Annotated in this window: 14 protein-coding genes, 1 tRNA gene and 4 pseudogenes; 7 read left to right on the plus strand and 12 right to left on the minus strand. The window is 71.1% G+C overall.

Annotated elements, in window-relative coordinates:
* From EBH09_RS38865 to ettA, 3 genes and pseudogenes are all read right to left on the minus strand, one after another.
* Positions 1 to 228, minus strand: a pseudogene (locus tag EBH09_RS38865) (hypothetical protein); the annotation flags it as partial.
* Positions 225 to 635 (minus strand): thioesterase family protein, encoded by a 411-nt coding sequence (locus EBH09_RS12565; protein ID WP_121747045.1) that lies wholly within the window; start codon positions 633 to 635, stop codon positions 225 to 227. The pseudogene EBH09_RS38865 and the gene EBH09_RS12565, both read right to left, overlap by 4 nt.
* Before the next feature lie 2 nt (positions 636 to 637).
* Entirely contained in the window at positions 638 to 2302 is a 1665-nt protein-coding gene (gene ettA / locus EBH09_RS12570) for an energy-dependent translational throttle protein EttA (RefSeq protein WP_121747046.1), read from the minus strand.
* Positions 2303 to 2541: 239 nt separating this feature from the next.
* Between ettA and EBH09_RS12575 the strand changes: the two genes are divergently transcribed.
* Positions 2542 to 3117, plus strand: a complete 576-nt coding sequence (locus EBH09_RS12575; protein ID WP_238697282.1) for an HAD domain-containing protein — start codon at positions 2542 to 2544, stop codon at positions 3115 to 3117.
* A 6-nt stretch (positions 3118 to 3123) separates the two neighbouring features.
* Here the strand turns inward: EBH09_RS12575 and EBH09_RS12580 are convergent.
* Positions 3124 to 3249: pseudogene (locus tag EBH09_RS12580) on the minus strand (GntR family transcriptional regulator); the annotation flags it as partial.
* A 63-nt stretch (positions 3250 to 3312) separates the two neighbouring features.
* Between EBH09_RS12580 and EBH09_RS12585 the strand changes: the two are divergent.
* The 3 genes and pseudogenes from EBH09_RS12585 to EBH09_RS12600 all read left to right on the plus strand — a co-directional run.
* Positions 3313 to 3847: pseudogene (locus EBH09_RS12585) on the plus strand (GntR family transcriptional regulator); the annotation flags it as partial.
* A gap of 630 nt (positions 3848 to 4477) precedes the next feature.
* Positions 4478 to 5080, plus strand: a complete 603-nt coding sequence (locus tag EBH09_RS12595) for a hypothetical protein (RefSeq protein ID WP_121747048.1) — start codon at positions 4478 to 4480, stop codon at positions 5078 to 5080.
* 627 nt (positions 5081 to 5707) lie between these two features.
* Complete coding sequence (locus tag EBH09_RS12600) at positions 5708 to 6052, plus strand: hypothetical protein (RefSeq protein WP_238697283.1); 345 nt, start codon at positions 5708 to 5710, stop codon at positions 6050 to 6052.
* A gap of 321 nt (positions 6053 to 6373) precedes the next feature.
* Here EBH09_RS12600 and EBH09_RS12605 read toward each other — a convergent pair whose 3' ends face one another.
* From EBH09_RS12605 to EBH09_RS12620, 4 genes are all read right to left on the minus strand, one after another.
* Positions 6374 to 7780: a TQXA domain-containing protein gene (locus tag EBH09_RS12605; protein ID WP_121747049.1), complete on the minus strand. Its 1407-nt coding sequence runs from the start codon at positions 7778 to 7780 to the stop codon at positions 6374 to 6376.
* 263 nt (positions 7781 to 8043) lie between these two features.
* On the minus strand, positions 8044 to 8517 hold the full coding sequence (locus EBH09_RS12610; protein WP_121747368.1) for a single-stranded DNA-binding protein: 474 nt from the start codon (positions 8515 to 8517) through the stop codon (positions 8044 to 8046).
* Positions 8518 to 8827: 310 nt separating this feature from the next.
* A complete protein-coding gene (locus EBH09_RS12615) occupies positions 8828 to 10927 on the minus strand; it encodes a YfjP family GTPase (protein ID WP_121747050.1) in 2100 nt (699 codons plus the stop codon).
* Positions 10928 to 10930: 3 nt separating this feature from the next.
* Positions 10931 to 12538, minus strand: coding sequence for a dynamin family protein (locus tag EBH09_RS12620; RefSeq protein ID WP_121747051.1), 1608 nt, complete (start codon positions 12536 to 12538; stop codon positions 10931 to 10933).
* Between the two features lie 321 nt (positions 12539 to 12859).
* Here EBH09_RS12620 and EBH09_RS12625 point away from each other — a divergent pair.
* Positions 12860 to 12935, plus strand: a tRNA-Arg gene (locus EBH09_RS12625).
* A 30-nt stretch (positions 12936 to 12965) separates the two neighbouring features.
* A pseudogene (locus EBH09_RS12630) lies at positions 12966 to 13922 on the plus strand (D-2-hydroxyacid dehydrogenase family protein); the annotation flags it as partial.
* A 74-nt stretch (positions 13923 to 13996) separates the two neighbouring features.
* On the opposite strand, the gene EBH09_RS12635 reads toward EBH09_RS12630, so the two are convergent.
* Positions 13997 to 14638, minus strand: coding sequence for a DUF2087 domain-containing protein (locus EBH09_RS12635; protein ID WP_121747052.1), 642 nt, complete (start codon positions 14636 to 14638; stop codon positions 13997 to 13999).
* 191 nt (positions 14639 to 14829) lie between these two features.
* On the opposite strand from EBH09_RS12635, the gene EBH09_RS12640 reads away from it, so the two are divergent.
* Positions 14830 to 15135, plus strand: coding sequence for a chaplin (locus tag EBH09_RS12640; RefSeq protein WP_121747053.1), 306 nt, complete (start codon positions 14830 to 14832; stop codon positions 15133 to 15135).
* 81 nt (positions 15136 to 15216) lie between these two features.
* Here the strand turns inward: EBH09_RS12640 and EBH09_RS12645 are convergent, their stop codons facing one another.
* The 3 genes from EBH09_RS12645 to EBH09_RS12655 form a co-directional block, all read right to left on the minus strand.
* A complete protein-coding gene (locus EBH09_RS12645) occupies positions 15217 to 16083 on the minus strand; it encodes a tyrosinase family protein (RefSeq protein WP_121747054.1) in 867 nt (288 codons plus the stop codon).
* Positions 16067 to 16615 (minus strand): tyrosinase family oxidase copper chaperone, encoded by a 549-nt coding sequence (locus tag EBH09_RS12650; RefSeq protein WP_121747055.1) that lies wholly within the window; start codon positions 16613 to 16615, stop codon positions 16067 to 16069. The genes EBH09_RS12645 and EBH09_RS12650 overlap by 17 nt, the downstream gene beginning before the upstream one ends.
* Before the next feature lie 119 nt (positions 16616 to 16734).
* On the minus strand, positions 16735 to 17186 hold a 452-nt coding region (locus tag EBH09_RS12655), incomplete at its 5' end, for a hypothetical protein (protein WP_121747056.1).

A 17186-nucleotide genomic window follows, 5' to 3' on the forward strand; every position in this document is an offset into this window, starting at 1 on the left:
GGACACGGTCACGTCCAGCGTGGCGTCGATCCCGTTCTCGTACGGCTTGGCCAGCCGCACCGCGCGCACGGCCAGCACCTCGAAGGAGGGCGGCCGGCCGAAAACGGCGAGGGCGGTGCCGGCCGCCTGGAGGCGAACCGCCGCCGAACGGTCGTAGTGGAGCAGGCGGGAGAGGAAGGCGGCGAGATCCGCGGCCTCCCCCTCGTCGGCCAGGTGGAGGACCGTCATGCGGCGACGGCCTCCTCCTTGTCGTCCGTGTACTCGCGAAGGAACTCCCGTTCCTCCGCGGTGATCCGGCGCGGCATCTGCGTCTCGAAGTCGAACGGCACGATCACCGTCGAGGCGCGGACGTAGACCTGGTCGCCGTCCTTGACCTCGTAGGTGAGCGTGAAGGAGGCGGCCCTTATCTCCGTGACCCACAGCTCGATGTCGACCGGGTGGTGCCGGTGGACGAGCTGCCGCTTGTAGTCGATCTCATGGCGTGCCACCACGGACCCCTGCTTGAAGTCCTTCTCCGGGCGGAACAGGAAGTCGATACGGGCCTCCTCCAGGTAGCGGAGGAAGACCACGTTGTTGACGTGGCCGTACGCGTCCATGTCCGCCCAGCGCAGTGGGCAGCGGTAGATGTGCCGCAAGATCAGCCCCGGGTCAGCTTCTTGTAGGTGGCGCGGTGCGGACGCGCGGCGTCGGCGCCGAGCCGCTCGACCTTGTTCTTCTCGTACGAGTCGAAGTTGCCCTCGAACCAGAACCACTTGGAGTCACCCTCGTAGGCGAGGATGTGGGTGGCGACGCGGTCCAGGAACCACCGGTCGTGGGAGACGACCACGGCGCACCCGGGGAACTCCAGCAGGGCGTTCTCGAGGCTGCCGAGGGTCTCGACGTCGAGGTCGTTGGTCGGCTCGTCCAGGAGGAGCAGGTTGCCGCCCTGCTTGAGGGTGAGCGCGAGGTTGAGCCGGTTGCGCTCACCGCCGGAGAGCACGCCGGCCGGCTTCTGCTGGTCCGGCCCCTTGAACCCGAAGGCGGAGACGTACGCCCGCGAGGGCATCTCGACCTGGCCGACGTTGATGTAGTCCATCTCGTCGGAGACGACCGCCCAGAGCGTCTTCTTCGGGTCGATGTTCTCGCGGCTCTGGTCGACGTAGGAGATCTTGACCGTGTCGCCGACCTTGATGCTTCCGGAGTCCGGCTCCTCGAAGCCCTGGATCATCTTGAAGAGGGTGGTCTTGCCGGCGCCGTTGGGGCCGATGACACCGACGATGCCGTTGCGCGGCAGCGTGAAGCTCAGGTCGTCGATGAGGACCTTGTCCCCGAAGCCCTTGGTGAGGTTGTTGACCTCGACGACGACGTTGCCCAGGCGCGGGCCCGGCGGGATCTGGATCTCCTCGAAGTCCAGCTTCCGCATCTTGTCGGCCTCGGCCGCCATCTCCTCGTACCGAGCGAGACGCGCCTTGGACTTGGCCTGCCGCCCCTTGGCGTTCGACCGCACCCACTCCAGCTCGTCCTTGAGCCGCTTGGCACGCTTGGCGTCCTTCTGGCCCTCGACCTTGAGGCGGGTCTGCTTGGTCTCCAGGTACTTGGAGTAGTTGCCCTCGTAGCCGTGCAGCCGGCCGCGGTCGACCTCGCAGATCCAGCCGGCGACGTTGTCCAGGAAGTACCGGTCGTGGGTCACGGCCACGACGGTGCCCTCGTACTTGGCGAGGTGCTGCTCCAGCCAGTTGACGGACTCGGCGTCGAGGTGGTTCGTCGGCTCGTCGAGCAGCAACAGGTCGGGCGCCTCCAGCAGCAGCTTGCACAGCGCCACACGCCGCTTCTCACCACCGGAGAGGTTCACGACGGGCCAGTCGCCGGGCGGGCAGCCCAGCGCGTCCATGGCCTGCTCCAGCTGGGCGTCCAGGTCCCAGGCGTTGGCGTGGTCCAGCTCCTCCTGGAGCTTGCCCATCTCCTCCAGCAGGGCGTCCGAGTAGTCGGTCGCCATCTGCTCGGCGATCTCGTTGAACCGGTCGAGCTTGCCCTTGACCTCGGCGACACCCTCCTGGACGTTCTCCAGGACGGTCTTCTCCTCGTTCAGCGGGGGCTCCTGGAGCAGGATGCCGACCGTGTAGCCGGGCGACAGGAACGCGTCGCCGTTCGACGGCTGCTCCAGCCCCGCCATGATCTTCAGAACGGTCGACTTACCGGCACCGTTCGGTCCGACCACACCGATCTTCGCGCCGGGCAGGAAGCTCAGGGTGACGTCATCGAGGATCACCTTGTCGCCGTGCGCCTTGCGCGCCTTGCGCATGGTGTAAATGTACTCAGCCAAGAGAAACCGTCCGGCAGCTTGATCAGGCAGTGGGCAGATACACCCCATCTTGCCGCACCGCCACCCCTGTGAGGAAACGCGTTCCCTCCGGGGCCCCTGACCTGGGCTTTCCCCAATGCCGCCGGAGCCCACCTGTCACTGTCGGTCGCCGCCGGTCGGCCTCGGGCACCCTCGCACGGCCCAGGGACGGCCCAGCCCAAGGGTGCCGCTTCCCCGCTGCGCGGGGCTACGGTGCTGCCGTGACCAGCTCATCGGAGCGCCCTCTCCTCTTCCTCGACGTGGACGGCCCACTGATCCCGTTCGGGTCCTCGGCCGGTCAGAAGGAAGTCGCTGCCGCCTTCTCAACGGCCGTCGACCAGGGGAACCCGTTGCTGGCCCGACTCGACCCCGGGATCGGGGCGCGCCTCATCGGTCTGGGCTGCCAGCTCGTATGGGCGACGACCTGGATGGAAGAGGCGAACGAAGTCATCGCCCCGCGCATCGGCCTGCCGAGCCTGCCGGTGCTGGAGTGGCCGGACGCCGACGCGGGAGGAACCCCGCGGGGTCTCCACTGGAAGACTCGCCCCATGGTCGAGCGGGCCGCCGGCCGACCCTTCATCTGGGTCGACGACGAGATCAGCGCCATAGACCGCCTCTGGGTCGACGCCAGCCACCCTGGGCCTTCACTGCTGCACCAGGTCGATCCGACCAAGGGCCTCAATGGCGCCGACTTCTGCGCGCTCGCCGGATGGCTCTATGCACAAGGCGACCCGGGTTCAGGGGCTGCCTGCACTCAGGGCCGGACGGACCGTCGTCGGCCAAACGGCGAACCGTAGGCGCGGCTATCGGTTGATCGGGATCTCATAGACAATCTCGCAGTGAGCCGCAGGGACCACAATGTCCGCTGTCTCCACAGGCCGACCGTCGTCGCTGTAGTACGTCCGCCGAATGTGCGTGACAAGGGCAGCTACCATACACGCGCGTACCCGGCTCGTGGCGGTACGAATGCTGAGAAGGCGGTGACCTGTCCCATGCGCTCACGCCATCACGACATCGCTCACGATCTCCGACAGCAGATCACCACCGGCCGCATCCAGCACAGTGAACGCCTTCCGTCCGAAGCCGACCTCGCCGACCGGTACAAGGTCAGCACAGTGACTCTGCGAAGAGCCCTCGCCGTGCTCCAGAGCGAAGGCCTCATCGAGAAAATCCACGGGAAAGGCAACTTCGTCCGCCGCCCTCACCGCAAGATCATGCATGTCGGCGGCTGGGGCGTCCTGGACCCGTGGACTGCCGCCGAGCCAGCCATGCGCGTCACCATCCGCAGCGCGACCATTCAAGCCCCAGGCACCTGGCGGCCTGCTGAAGGTGTCCACAGGAAGCCCCCTCGCGGAGTTGTCCTGCCTCAGCGCTGACGGGGAATGGCCGCATGGCTTTGCCCGCACCTACATGCCCCGCGAACTGGTCTCAGCCGGAGTGCTCCTCGACGACGACTCCACACGCCGAGAGACAGCCCCCAGATTCGCTCTTGTCGGCCCGCCGCCTGCCGCTGTGAGAGAGACGGTGGAGTTCGGTCTGACCGCCTGTCCACCCGTGCTGCGCGGCGGCCATGGCCGTCTCAGCCCGCGCGACGCCGCCACTGTCCGCTGTCGTTGATGTCAGCCGTGGATGTCACCCCACACCGGCTGGGGTCACTTGCGTCGCTTGCGTGTCTTCGCCTTGCGTTCGGCTTCCTTGCGCTTCTCGATGGTGTACGACGACCACTCGCCACGGTGCAGGTTGCACCGCGACGCACCGACCATCGCCAGCCGCCGGCACCGAGTGCCCTTCTCCGTGAGCGCTCCACACCTGGACTGCGTACGAGCCACGTCTCCCACCCCCGGTCTCAACCGTCGTGCGGACCACTGCAGAATTGCCGGGTACATGTCCTCTGTGGAAGGCGCACTGCTCCGCGCAGCGGTGCACGGCGGCCCAAGCAGGTTGCTTGGGGGCGCACGCTTTCCAACTGTGTTGGGGCCTCGCAGTGTCGCGTACAGGGCCGTTCACCTGCGTTAACCAGCGGTCCGCTCATGGGTGGCAGCCGACTCGTGGTCTCGCCTGAACGGCGGTGAACGGGGCTGAGCGACTCGGAAGCTGAGACAAAGCCCGCGCACAACCCGGGTGACGGTTGGATGCGGGCGGCGCTAGCGTACGGCGGTGATCAGCAATGAGGGAGTACGCCTGGGTGCGGAGGCCGCACGTCACCTGGCACAGACAGGCCTCTATGAGTTCGAGGCGGGGCTAACGGAGGCCGAGTTCACGCGCATCGAGCGCGAGTACGGCTTTGAGTTCGCGGACGATCACCGCGCATTTCTTGCGGCCGGGCTCCCGATCAATGTCCCTCCCGAGGAAGGGCAGACCTGGTCCAGGCCCTGGCCGGAGTGGCGCGGCGGCGATTCGGAAAGCTTGCGTCGACAGCTCGACTGGCCGGTCGAGGGTGCTCTTCTCGACGTTGAACACAACGGGTTCTGGTACGAGGGTTGGGGTGAGCGTCCAGCCGACGGAAGGGCGGCACTGGATACGGCGCGGCGTCATCTGGCGGAGGTGCCGGTGATGGTGCCCGTGTATGCCCATCGATACCTGCCTGCCGGCCGGGGAAACTTCGGGCATCCGGTGCTCTCGATGTGGCAGACCGACGTCATCTATTACGGCTTGGACTTGGCCGACTACATACACCAGGAGTTCGACGAGTCGCGGGGCGAGGTCAACGACAGTTGGCACCCGCGAGCGACGGCCCTCTTCTGGCGGGACCTTCTCTGACTCTTCGAGAGGCTCGGACAGACGGACGCTCGCAGCTTGGGAAGCTGCGACACAATGGAGCCTGCTGCAGCGCTGCCCTGGGCGAACGGCTGAGCTGCCGCCTCGTTGGGCTGTAGTGCTTTCACCGTGATCCCCCGATGCTCCCCGCCCGTTCTGGTGCGCTCATGGTGCAGACGCGGCCACGTGAGTGGGCAGTTGGCGGGCCGACAGGCAGAACGATCTGAGTAGGCTTGATCGCGAATGGTAGTCGTTGACTCCTGATCGGAGGCTGGAGCGACAGTGGCCAACCCCTTTGCACCGCCGCCAGAGAACTCAGGTCAACCGTCATGGTCGCCGGTCGACGAGTACCTCTGGCACTCATGCGACATCCTCGCCGATGTCCTCGAAGGACAAGTGGCCCGCCGGCCCATCGTGGCCACGACCGCGCGACTGCAGCACGGTGATCGTGCACTCGCAGTCGGGCCGGGCCAACGCATGACCTGGAGGGCCCTCGGCAGCGGGAGGTACACACACACCAACGTGGTTGCCTTCGGCAGCCCTGGCTTTGTGGTCGGCTCCTTGGTGGGCTCTGCCATCGGAAACTCTGCCCGACGTCGTCAGGCAGCGCGTGATGCTCAGCCACGGTGGGTGGTGGACGGCATCGGCGAAGTCACCCTCACGCTGCAGAGGCTCCATTTTGCGCATGCAGCGGGACTGGACCTTGACTGGCGGGCGTTGAGCTCCATCGAGCTCGCGGCTCCTGACGTGTTCCAGACGAGCTTCATCGACACCCGCGGTTCCCAGACGACGGTTCGAGTGCAGACGCCGTGGGCTTCGCTCGCCTTCGCTCTCGCCGCGATCACTGCGTTCCCTGCTCACCCGCGTTTGCTCAACCGCGGTTGGCTTCCTCCGGATTTCGAGCAACGGTGCGCCCGAGTGGGTCGTCCGTGCCGTCCCGCTGCGCATCTCGCGCTGCGGTCAATCGGCGCCTAGAAGTGGCAGAGGCCGCCCTGGAGGCTACGAGCTTGGGAAGCTGAGGTGTGTGGCGGCCATTCCTGATGCTGACCTGCAGTGAACCGATGCCGCCATCGGATCGGGGCGCTCAACTCGTACCCGATGTTCCCCGTGGTTCCCCGCACGATCTGGCACGTGTCTGGCACGGGCCTCCGCCTTGACCGGCCTACGCCGTGGTCGCTGAGGTTCAGCCCGGCACGTCGACTGTCCGCTCGTCGTCGGCTGAGCGCCAAATGACAAGCATGATCCCTCATCACTTGATCACCTTTGAAGACGACCCCTGGTGGCGGGGGCGGGTGGTCACCGTTCGTTCTTTCGGCGGAGGAACAGCAGGACCGCGCCGCCGATCACGACCAGGCCGATGGCCGCGCCGCCGATCAGGGGCGTCACCCCGGAGCTGCCGGTGTCGGCGAGGTTGGGGTTCGGGGTCGGAGTGACGACCTTGGTGGGGGCCGGTTCGCCGAGGGGGCGGGTGGTGTCGGCCAGTGCGGCGCTTCTTGTGCGGCAGTCGAGTACGCCCGTGAAGCGCTGCTCGAAGCCGGCCGGGCCGCGGACGGTGAAGTCGTAGGCGCGGTCCTCCGGCAGCGGGACCGTCAGCGTGCGGGTCTCGCCGGGCGCGACGGTGTACTCGGTGTCCAGGAGTTCGAAGGTGAAGGGTTCGTCACCCTTGTTGAGCGCGGTGATGTCCAGGGCGCCCTCGGCGCAGTTCCTCGTCGCGGACAGGGCGGGTATCGCGCCCTGGTCGGCCCAGGTGGCGGTGGCCGTCGCCGCGACCGTGGACTCGCTGGAGCCGGCCAGGATCTGGGTCTGGCTGCGGCTCTCGGAGGCGAAGGCGCGACCGACCGGCACGGTGGTCGAGGCCTGGACCGCCAGCTCGGCGGTGCCCGCCGCCGCGTCCTCGGGCACGTCGAAGAAGATCTGGGTGCCGTCGGTGACGGAGGTGACCGGCTCACCCTTCTTGTCGACGATCCGCACCCCGCCCGCGGTGGCGTCCACCGGGGGTGTCACCGTCGCCCCGCCGGCGTTGGTGCGCACCGTGACCGGGCCGAGCCGCTCACCGGGGCGGCCCGATACCGCGGGCGGGTCCAGGGTGAGCGACGCCGCGGGCTCCGCGAGACCGCGGGCGTTCTTCTCCAGGTAGTCGGCGAGCCGCTCGGCCTGGGGGTCGACGGCGTCGACGGCGGTGTCGTCCGAGTAGCGCCAGATGGCGACCTGCGTGCCGGCCGCCGCGTCCTCCTCGGTCAGCCCGCCGCGGACGCCCGCCTTCTTCGCGAGCGCGGCGAGGTCGTTGACCTGAGGATAGGAGTTCCGCAGGATCCAGCGGATGCGGCCGGCGTCCTTGTTGGTGCCCAGTGACGTGCCACTCCACGGGGTCTCGTGGTACTTGGCGTCCTTCTGCGTCGGGTTCTGGACGTCGACGCAGTACGTCTGCAGCATGCCGCCGCCCTCGACGGACATCTCGAACAGGCCGGCCGGCACCTCCTGGTCGCCGCCCTCGCCGTGGATGACCGCGGTGCCGTGCGTCTTGAGGCCGCCTATGGTGGCCGTCGCCCCGCCCTGCCCCCGCGCCGCCGCGTCCTGGGCGGCGGCCGCCGGGCCGGCACCGGTCACCACGCCCGCGACGGCGAGCGCGGACACCAGTGCCGCGGTGGCGCGGCGCGCCGCACCTCGGCCGGGCAGAGACAGCGCGGTGAGCGAAGAAAACACCAAACTCCCCTTCGAGCAGGACCGTTGTCGTGGGGGGCACGGTCCTACCAGCAGAATCACCAGCCCCACAGGGCTCGTTCGGCATCCTAAGTACCTGACACACCGCGCTTGCCGGTGATGTTCGTCCACGCGGTGATCCGACTCGGAATCGTTATCGCCGACAGGGCAGGTGAGCAGGGCTTATCGACAAATCCACCCGGGGCCGCGCGGGGCGCATTCGCCGATAAGCCGTACTTCGGTCAGTTCCGGCGGACCCGTCGGCGTCAGGCCACCGCGGCGGCTGGCTCCGGCCGCTGTCCGGTGGTGTCCGCGTCGTCCGACTCCCCCGCCGGCGTCTCCCAGTTGGGCTCCGGCTGCGGTGGGGAGGCCGCCGTCTCCGCCCTCCCGGTGCGACGGAACGCCGCCGTGCCGCGCGCCAGGTCGTGGCCGATCGCCACCGCGTCGATGTCCGCAGAGGTCCAGTTCTGCCCCTCGCGGACGTCCGTGCGCACCTTCAACCGGCCCTGCACGATGACGGGTTCGCCCACCGCCAAGGACGCCGAAGCGTTGGCGGCGAGCTGCCGGTTGGCCCACACCGTGAAGAAGTTGGTGTGGCCGTCGGTCCACGCGCTCTTCTCGCGGTCCCAGTAGCGCGCGGTGACCGCCAGCCGGAACCGCGCCGACGGTCCGTTCGCCAGGTTCCGGAACACCGGCTGCGTGGCCACGTTGCCCACGGCGCAGATCATCGTCTCGTTCATCGCGAGTCCTCCCTCCCGTACGGGCGTGTCCCGTACGGCTGTGTCCGGCGCGGCCGGCGTCGCGTTCCCGTACGCCGCCGCTGCCGTGACGACCGCGTCCGTCACGATCGCCGCGAGGTCAGACTGCCTCCGCCCGGGCCGGGCCCGCCGCGGGCTGTGGACCGCCCCGGCGCCTGTGGAGAACTCCGTCACCCCACCGAGTGGGAACCCCGGACGACAACAGCAACGGCAACAGCAACAGCAACAGCAACTGGCGACGACGTCCACAGCCGCAGCCGTCACTCCCCCGGCCCCGCCTCGTCCACCTCGCCTACCTCGCCGCGGCGCCCGCCCCCGTGACCCGCCCGTACTGCTCCCGCACCTCCCGGTACCGCAGCAGCTCCGCCGCCAGCGGGTCCAGCACCCTGGCCCGGCCGCACCCCGCGGCCGCCTCCCGCAACAGGCGTTCCGCTTCGTGGCCGTATCGCCGTGCCGGCCCCCGGGCCGCGATGCGACAGCTCCACTCGATGAGGGGGCCGCCGATGATCCCGGCCAGCATCAGCAGCACCGGCACACCCAGGTTTGGCGGCACGAAGCCGATGATCTGCCCCAGCAGCCACAGGCCGCCCACCACCTGAAGCAGGGTCATGGCCGCCTGGGCCAGCACGGCCACCGGCCACCAGCCCGGCCGCGGCGGACGCCCCGGCGGCAGCCCCGTGCGCACCGCCAGCTCGTCGAGGGCCTCGGGCAGCCCCTGGGCGCCGCGGACGGCAGCCTCGCGCACCGCCTGCGCCCACGGCGTCGGCAGCCCGGCCGACGCCCGCTCCGAGACCGTACGCACCGCCTGCTCGACGCGCTGCCGGGCCGTGGCCTCCTCGTCCGCCTGGGCGCGCAGCGAGAGCCGTCCCGTGGGGGGTTCGCGCCGGTCGTGGTACCAGCGCCACAGCCGCAGCCAGGGCGTGCCGCACGCACGGTTGGCGTTGCGCAGCCAGGAGCGTTCGGCCGCCTCGCCCGCCGCGGTGGCGCCCACCGCGTCCGCGAGCCGGTCCGCGAACTCCTCCCGCGCCTCCTCGCTGAGCCCGGTCCGCCGCCCGGTGACGTACACGGGACGCAGGCGCCAGGCGGCGGCGTCCACGTCGGCCGCGATGCGGCGCGCCGGGGCCTGCCGCTCGGCGACGAACTGGCCGAGCACTTCGCGAAGTTCGCCGATGCCGTCCCCGGTGAGGGCGGACAGGGCGAGCACGGTGGCGCCGGGTTCGCCGTACTCCCCCAGTGCGATGCCGTCCTCGTCGAGCAGCCGCCGCAGGTCGTCGAGGACCTGTTCGGCCGCCTCCCCGGGCAGCCGGTCGACCTGGTTGAGGACGACGAGGGTGACCTCCGCGTGGCCCGCCATCGGCCGCAGATAACGCTCGTGGAGTACGGCGTCGGCGTACTTCTCCGGGTCCACGACCCAGATGACGGCGTCGACGAGCGCCAGGATGCGGTCCACCTGCTCGCGATGCTGCACGGCCGCCGAGTCGTGGTCGGGCAGGTCGATCAGGACCAGCCCGCGCAGCGGCGAGTCGGCGTCCGGGTGCTGGAGCGGGCGGCGCCGCAGCCGTCCGGGGATGCCGAGCCGGTCCAGGAGGCTGGCCGCGCCGTCGCTCCAACTGCACGCGATGGGCGCCGCGGTGGTCGGCCGGCGGACGCCCGTCTCGGAGATCGTGACACCGGCGAGCGTGTTGAACAGCTGCGACTTTCCGCTGCCGGTCGCGCCCGCGATGGCCACCACGGTGTGCTGCCCGGAGAGCCTGCGCCGCGCGGCGGCCTCGTCGAGGACGCGGCCCGCCTCGGCCAGCGTCCCGCTGTCCAGCCGGGTACGGGAGAGCCCCACCAGCTCGCGCAGCGCGTCCAGCCGCGACCTGAGCTGCCCGTCGTACGCCAGCGGCATCAGGGCCGAGGAACTGGCGGGCCTGCTCGGCATGAGGGTGAACTGCTCCGCGCCGCTGTTCTCGTCCACCCGCCGCGCGATCAGCCCGTCGCCCCAGGCGCCCTCCTCCCCGCTTCCGCCCCCGGATCCGGATCCGGGGGCGGGGGCGGGGGCGGAGGGACCGCCGGCCACGGCCTCCGCACGCTCGCCGCCTTTCGTACGTTCCGCGCGCTCGTCCCCGCGGTCCCGGCCCCGGTCCTGGTCCTGGTCCCGGCCCCGGTCCCGACCCCGGTCCCGGTCCGTACGGCGGGACGCCCCGTCGTCCCGCACGCGCGCGTGGGAGCCGCGGGCGCGTTCGCTCTCGTCCTTGTCGGTCCCCCGCTCCGGGCCCCGGCCGTCCCCGGAGTCCGTCCGGCCTGACCGGCCCGTCCTGCCCGTCCGGTCTGCCTGGCCCTTCTGGCCTGCTTCCTCCGTCGTGTGGTCGGTGTGCTCGGTGGGGTCCTGGTCAGTGACGGCGGTCACCGGTCACCTCTCCTTCTGCAGTACGGACAGCGCGGCGATGAGTTCGGCCTGTGGTTCGGGATGCACCTCCAGCCCGTCGAGCGGCGCCAGTCGGCGTTCGCGCTCGACGTGCACGACCCGGTCCACGTGCTCGTCGAGCAGCCGCCCGCCCCGGTCACGCAGCCGCAGCGCGCCGTGGGCGCCGATCCGCTCGGCGAGCCGCTCCCCGGCGACGCGCGCCCGCCGCCCGCCCAGCAGCACGGTGGCGACCAGGGCGGCGACCACCACCGGGTCCGGCGCCATGCTCCGGTCCAGCTCGCGCACTTCCTCCTCGGCGTACTCCTCCAGCTCCCGCCGCCACCGCCGTACGGCCATCCCGATGCGGTGCTCGGCGCTCTCCGGCGCCGGGTCGCGGCCCGCGAGTTCCGGAGCGGCGGCCGCCGGTTCGCGCTGCCAGGCCTCGTCGACGCGTTCGTCGGCGGCGGTGACGGCGCACAGCAGCAGTGCGCTCAGGCTCTCCACCAGCGAGTCGAGGAGTTCCTCGGGGGAGCAGTCGAGGGGAAAGGCCCGCCACCGCTTCAGCGCGTCCCCGGCGAGCACGGCGCCCGCCTGCAACCGCCCCCGCACGCGCGCGTGCTCGCCGTCGTACGCGCCGTCGACCGCGGCGGTGAGCCGCAACGCGGCGGCGTACTGGGCGGCGGCGGCGCCGGCCAGTTCGGGCATCCGGGACTTGAGGGAGTCCAGGATGCCGTGCGCCGTACGGGCCATGGCGTGGTGCCGGGCCTCGAGATCCTGTGCCCGGTGGACGAGCCAGGCCCGCAGCGGCGCCACCGCGCTGGCCGGCAGCAGCCCGCCGCCCCAGGCGGACTCGGGCAGTTCGGGCACGGTGAAGCGGGGCACCTCCCCGAGCCCGGCCTTCGTGAGCAGCGCCCCGTACTGCCGCGACACCTCGGACACCACCTGGTGGGGCACCCGGTCGAGCACGGTGACCAGGGTGGCGTCGTACTCCTTGGCGGTGCGCAGCAGATGCCAGGGCACGGCGTCGGCGTACCGAGCGGCCGTGGTGACCATCACCCAGATGTCGGCGGCGCAGATCAGTTCGGCGGCCAGTACGCGGTTGTCGGCGATGAGGGAGTCGATGTCGGGCGCGTCCAGGAGGGCGATGCCGGGCGGCAGGGTGTCGGCGGTCTCGACGCGCAGTACGCGCGCGGGGTTCTCGCCCGGCAGGAGCAGGTCGTCGTCCGGTTCCCGGTGGGGCACCCACACGCGCGTGAGGTCGGGCAGCACCCGCATGCCGCTGAACCAGTGGTGATCCTCCGGATGGCACACCAGCACCGGCGTCCGGGTCGTGGGCCGCAGCACACCCGCCTCGCTGACCCGCCGCCCCACGAGGGAGTTCACCAGCGTGGACTTCCCGGCACCGGTGGATCCGCCCACAACGGCCAGCAGGGGCGCTTCGGGCTCCTTCAACCGGGGCACCAAGTAGTCGTCGAGCTGCGCGAGCAGTTCGTCGCGGTTGGCACGCGCGCGTGGTGCCCCCGCCAGGGGCAGCGGGAAGCGTGCGGCCGCGACACGGTCGCGCAGGGCGGAGAGTGCGTCGAGCAGCTGAGGCCGTACGTCCAAGGTCACCACATGTGAAGAATGCCCAATTTTAGGGGAATTCTGAAGCATATGAGTATGTCTGCGCGCCGACCAGACACTTCGGACGGAAGGGACTACTGGGACGTGAGGGCAGTCCAGGCATAACGAGTGCACAACACCCGATGCGCGAGACGCCAAAAGCGATGCACGATTCGTACCTGCCTGCGATTATCAGGACCGCTTCACCGAACCTCCACATCGAGCCACGGAGGCGAAGCATCAGGGACATGGAGCCGGGAGCCCTATCCTTGTCCCCGGCACCGTCACGGATCAGCCCACACCCGGGCACCACGACCGAGGCCACCACACCAGGCCCCCGTAGCTCAGTGGATAGAGCAGGCGCCTTCTAAGCGCTTGGCCGCAGGTTCGAGTCCTGCCGGGGGCGCCACTGCCCGTTTGGCGGGAGGGACCGGACGACGTGCGACTGCGCTGCGCGGTGCTCGACGACTTCCAGCAGGTGGCGACCGAGATCGCCGACTGGTCCCCGGTCGCGGACGACGTGGACGTCGTGACCTTCGACACTCATTTCGGCGAAGAGGACGCCCTCGCCGAGGCGCTCGCCGACGTGGACATCGTGGTCACGCTGCGGGAGCGCGTGTCCTTCACCGAGTCACTGATCGCCCGGCTGCCCCGGCTGAAACTGATCGTCGCCTCGGGCATGCGCAACAGCGTGATCGACTACGCCGCCGCAGACGCCCACGGCGTCACCGTGTGCGGTACGGCCTCCTCCTCGACCCCGCCCGTCGAACTGACCTGGGCCCTGCTGCTGGGTCTCGCCCGCGGCATCGTCCAGGAGGGCAACGCGCTGCGCGAGGGCGGCCCCTGGCAGCAGACGGTCGGCGCCGACCTGCACGGGCGCCGCCTCGGACTACTGGGCCTCGGCAGGATCGGCGGGCGGGTGGCGCAGGTCGGCCTCGCCTTCGGCATGCGGGTGAGCGCGTGGAGCCAGAACCTCACCGCCGAGCGCGCCGACGAGGTCGGCGTCGAACGAGCCCCCTCCAAGGAGGAACTGCTCGCGACGGCCGACTTCGTCTCCGTCCACCTGGCCCTCGGCGACCGCACCCGCGGCCTGCTCGGCCCCGCCGAACTGGCCCTGCTCAAGCCGACCGCCTACCTGGTCAACACGTCGCGCGCGGCCATCGTCGACCAGGACGCCCTGCTCGCCGCGCTGCACGAGGGCCGGATCGCGGGTGCGGGCGTGGACGTCTTCGACACCGAGCCGCTGCCCGCCGGCCACCCGATGCGCACCGCCCCGCGCCTGCTCGCGACGCCGCACCTGGGCTACGTCTCACGCGCCAACTACGCCACGTACTACGGGCAGGCGGTCGAGGCGATCCGGGCCTACCTCGCGGGCTCGCCCGTACGCCGCCTGCCCGTGTCCCCGGAGCCGGCTCCGACGCCGGCCATCACCCAGGCCCCGGCCCCGACCGCGGCCCCGGCGTCGGACGCTCAGGCGATCCCCGCCCGGGCGGACTCCGCCGGGCGCCAGTAGGTTCCGCCGCTCCGGCGCAGGTGGTCGAGGTCCACCAGATGGCGCCGGAGCGTCACATGGTCGACGTCGCCGTCCTCGCACCACGGCCGGAGCCTCTCGTCGACGGTGCGCTCCGGGTACTCCACGCCGGGCTCGAAGGTCTGCTCGGCGATGTGCCGCAGCACCACCTTCTTGCGCGTCCAGCGCGCGGGGAGGCGGACCAGCCGTCCGTCCTTGACGAAGGTCCGCACGATCATGCCGGCCGCGCGGTCCTCGTCGCCCGCCCCTTGGTTCCCGGTAGCCACCGCCGGCCGGCCCGCGCGGGCCAGGTCCCTGAAACGGTCATGGGCGACGACGAGTTCACCGCCGTCCCCGTACGCCACCACGCCCTGCTCCCGCAGCCGGCGCAGCGCGGCGGCCGTGTCCTTGGAGGACAGGCCGGCCTTCTCCGCCACCTGCACGGGGCTGCCCGCCCCCAGGGCCACGGCCGCGAAGGCCCGCACCCTGCCCTCCTCGGCGAACAGGCCGGGCAGTGCGGACAGCGCGGACAGCGTCGACTGCGCGGACGGTTCGGACGGCTCCGGTGTTTCCTTGGACCGGTCGGATTGGTCGTTAGCCATGCCCGGAGGCTAGTGGACACTCCGGCGCGGAGCGGAGCCATTTTCCGCCACCGGACGACCCGCTCCACTCTTCTGTTCAAAAAGGGTGATCCTCACATTCCTCCCGTGACCCCTTCGCGACCTGCTGCGTTGGACCGGCAGTGCGGTGGCGTGTCCTGCCGCCGCGCTCCCCGAGTCAGAAGGAGAACGTGATGTCTCGCATCGCGAAGGCCGCAGGCGTCGTACTCGGCGCCGGCGCTGTGGTGCTCAGCGGCACCGGCCTGGCCATGGCGGACGCGGGCGCCGAGGGCGCGGCCGTCGGCTCGCCCGGCGTCCTGTCCGGCAACGTCGTCCAGGTACCGGTCCACGTGCCGGTCAACATCTGCGGCAACACGATCAACGTGATCGGTCTGCTGAACCCGGCCTTCGGCAACGCCTGCGAAAACGGCGACGACGACAAGAAGGACGAGAGCGACAAGCACGGCGAGGACGGCAAGAACGGTGGCTACGGCGGCTGAGTCCCGTAAGCACCAGGAGAGCCCCGGCCGTCCCGGCCGGGGCTCTCCCCGTGTCCGCGCCGACCGCTCGGGGCCGGTCGCTCAGCCGTACCGGTAGATCCGGCTGTGGTCCTCCAGCTCGTCCGGAGTCACGTCCCACGGCGGCAGCCTCTCGTGCCGTGCGACGATCCGCCCGTGCTGTGCGCTGCCCCGGCCCGGCGGCTCGGCGGGCTGGTAGCGGGCGCCGCGGTGCCGGGCCTGCCAGCGGGACCACTGGAGGTCGACGAAGGCGTGGTGCAGCCAGAACACCGGGTCGTTGACGGACGCGCCGCCGACCATGGCCCCGCCGACCCAGCGGTGCACGCGGTTGTGGTTGCGCCAGGAGACGCTGCCCCGGCCGGTCCCCCAGCCCTCCAGCTTGTTCCGGAACCCCTTTCGGACCGTGGAGTCCCAGGGCGCCGTGTCGTACGCCGGGTCGTCGAGCGCCCACTCCAGGTCGCTCTTGGTGGGCAGCGCGATGGGGTCCTCGGCCCGGCCGAGGTCCCGGGTGAGGTACTCGGTGTCGGTGACGTTCTCCTTGAGGGTCCAGTTGCCCTCGGCGTGGGCGAACGGCCCGGTGGTGACCCGGTGGTCGGAGCGCCGCCCGGTGCCGCCGAGGAGGTCGGCGGTCCAGGGCGCGGAGGTGGTGGTGCGGTCCTTCGTCCAGTCCCAGTACGGCACGGTGACCGACGAGTCGACCCGGCGCAGCGCCTCCTCCAGGTCCAGCAGGAACCTGCGGTGCCAGGGCAGGAAGGACGGCGCCATGTGCGCCGTACGCAGTCCGTCCTCGCCGTCGGAGACGTAGTACTCGATGTGGGTGCGTACGAACTCGTCGTACTCGCCGCGTCGTTTGATCTCCAGCAGCGCCTTGACGAACCGTCGCTTCTCGGTGCGGGTCAGCGTGCCGACGTCCTTACGCGTGTACGCCATGGCTCCCCCCGGAGTGGTCCTGGCCGGCGGCCGGTGTGTCACGCAGGTGCTCGCCGGGGCCGAGTTCGTCGACGGCACCGCGGGCCGCGGCGAGGGGGGTGGGGTACGACCGGTAGTGGTCGATCATGCTCAGCCAGCTGCCGTCGGCCCGGCGCATCAGATGCAGCGGGCGGCCGTCCACGGTGACGTGCCAGGTGCCGGCACCGACGGCCCGGCCGGCTGCGGACCGGATGCCGCGGATACGGCGGCCCCGGTACGTCTCGTCGAACGAGGCGCTCTCGGCCGGCTCGACGCCGGGCGGCTCGGGACGCGCCGGCCCGGCACCGTGCCCGGTGGTGGCCTGGGAGGGCCGGGAGGCGGCGACCAGGGGGGCCAGCGTCACGGCGAGGGCCGGGGCGAGCAGTCTTCTCATCAGCTGCCGCCGGGTGCCGAACGCCGGCCCGACTCTCGCCGGGCCCTCCCCCTGGTGATCCCGATGGTGATCCCGCTCCTGCTGCGCGTCGCTCGCTGCTCCGCCCGCGTTGACGACCATGGCTCGCTCCTCGTCCGGTTCCGGTGGTCCGCACCGCTAACCGGCCGGCGGGCTCCGCGGTCACCGTCCCCAGGGCCAGTCGGAGCACGGGCCGCACCTGTGGCGCGCGCCGCGACGGGCTACAGCCCCGGCCCGACGCCCAGGTCGGCCACGGGAACCGTCCGGACGGCCGGAGCCAGCAGCCCGGCCTGCGGGAGCTTGGCCGTCGGCAGGCCGAGGGCGTCGGGGTTCGGCGCGGTGAGCGGGGCGTCCAGGGACAGGCCCGGCGTCAGCGTCCGCAGCCCGGCGGCGGGGGCGTCGACGGCGGCGTGGTCGAAGTCGTCGCCGAGGACGCGCGGCAGCGGCTGGCGCAGGTCGGCACCGGGCAGCCCGCCGTGCACCGGCAACTGCGGAAGCGTCCGCTCGGGCAGCAGCCGGCCCTCGACGTACCGCGGGCCCTCGGGCGCACCGGCCGTCGGCACGGGCAGTTCGCCGGCCACCTCGGGCAGCTCCATGCCGAGGGCCGTCTCCGCGCCGCCCAGCGGCACCGGCACGGGGATCGCGCCGGCCGCGGCGGGGGTCGCGGCCGGCG

The sequence above is a fragment of the Streptomyces sp. E2N166 genome, assembly GCF_003671715.1.
GTDB classification, from domain to species: Bacteria; Actinomycetota; Actinomycetes; order Streptomycetales; family Streptomycetaceae; genus Streptomyces; species Streptomyces thinghirensis.

What these genes read in the sequence shown, in the direction of transcription:
- EBH09_RS12640 (WP_121747053.1), top strand. Translation starts at nt 14,830, where the DNA reads ATGTCTCGCATCGCGAAGGCCGCAGGCGTCGTACTCGGCGCCGGCGCT.
- EBH09_RS12650 (WP_121747055.1), bottom strand. Translation starts at nt 16,615, where the DNA reads ATGGTCGTCAACGCGGGCGGAGCAGCGAGCGACGCGCAGCAGGAGCGG.
- EBH09_RS12635 (WP_121747052.1), bottom strand. Translation starts at nt 14,638, where the DNA reads ATGGCTAACGACCAATCCGACCGGTCCAAGGAAACACCGGAGCCGTCC.
- EBH09_RS12645 (WP_121747054.1), bottom strand. Translation starts at nt 16,083, where the DNA reads ATGGCGTACACGCGTAAGGACGTCGGCACGCTGACCCGCACCGAGAAG.
- EBH09_RS12610 (WP_121747368.1), bottom strand. Translation starts at nt 8,517, where the DNA reads ATGAACGAGACGATGATCTGCGCCGTGGGCAACGTGGCCACGCAGCCG.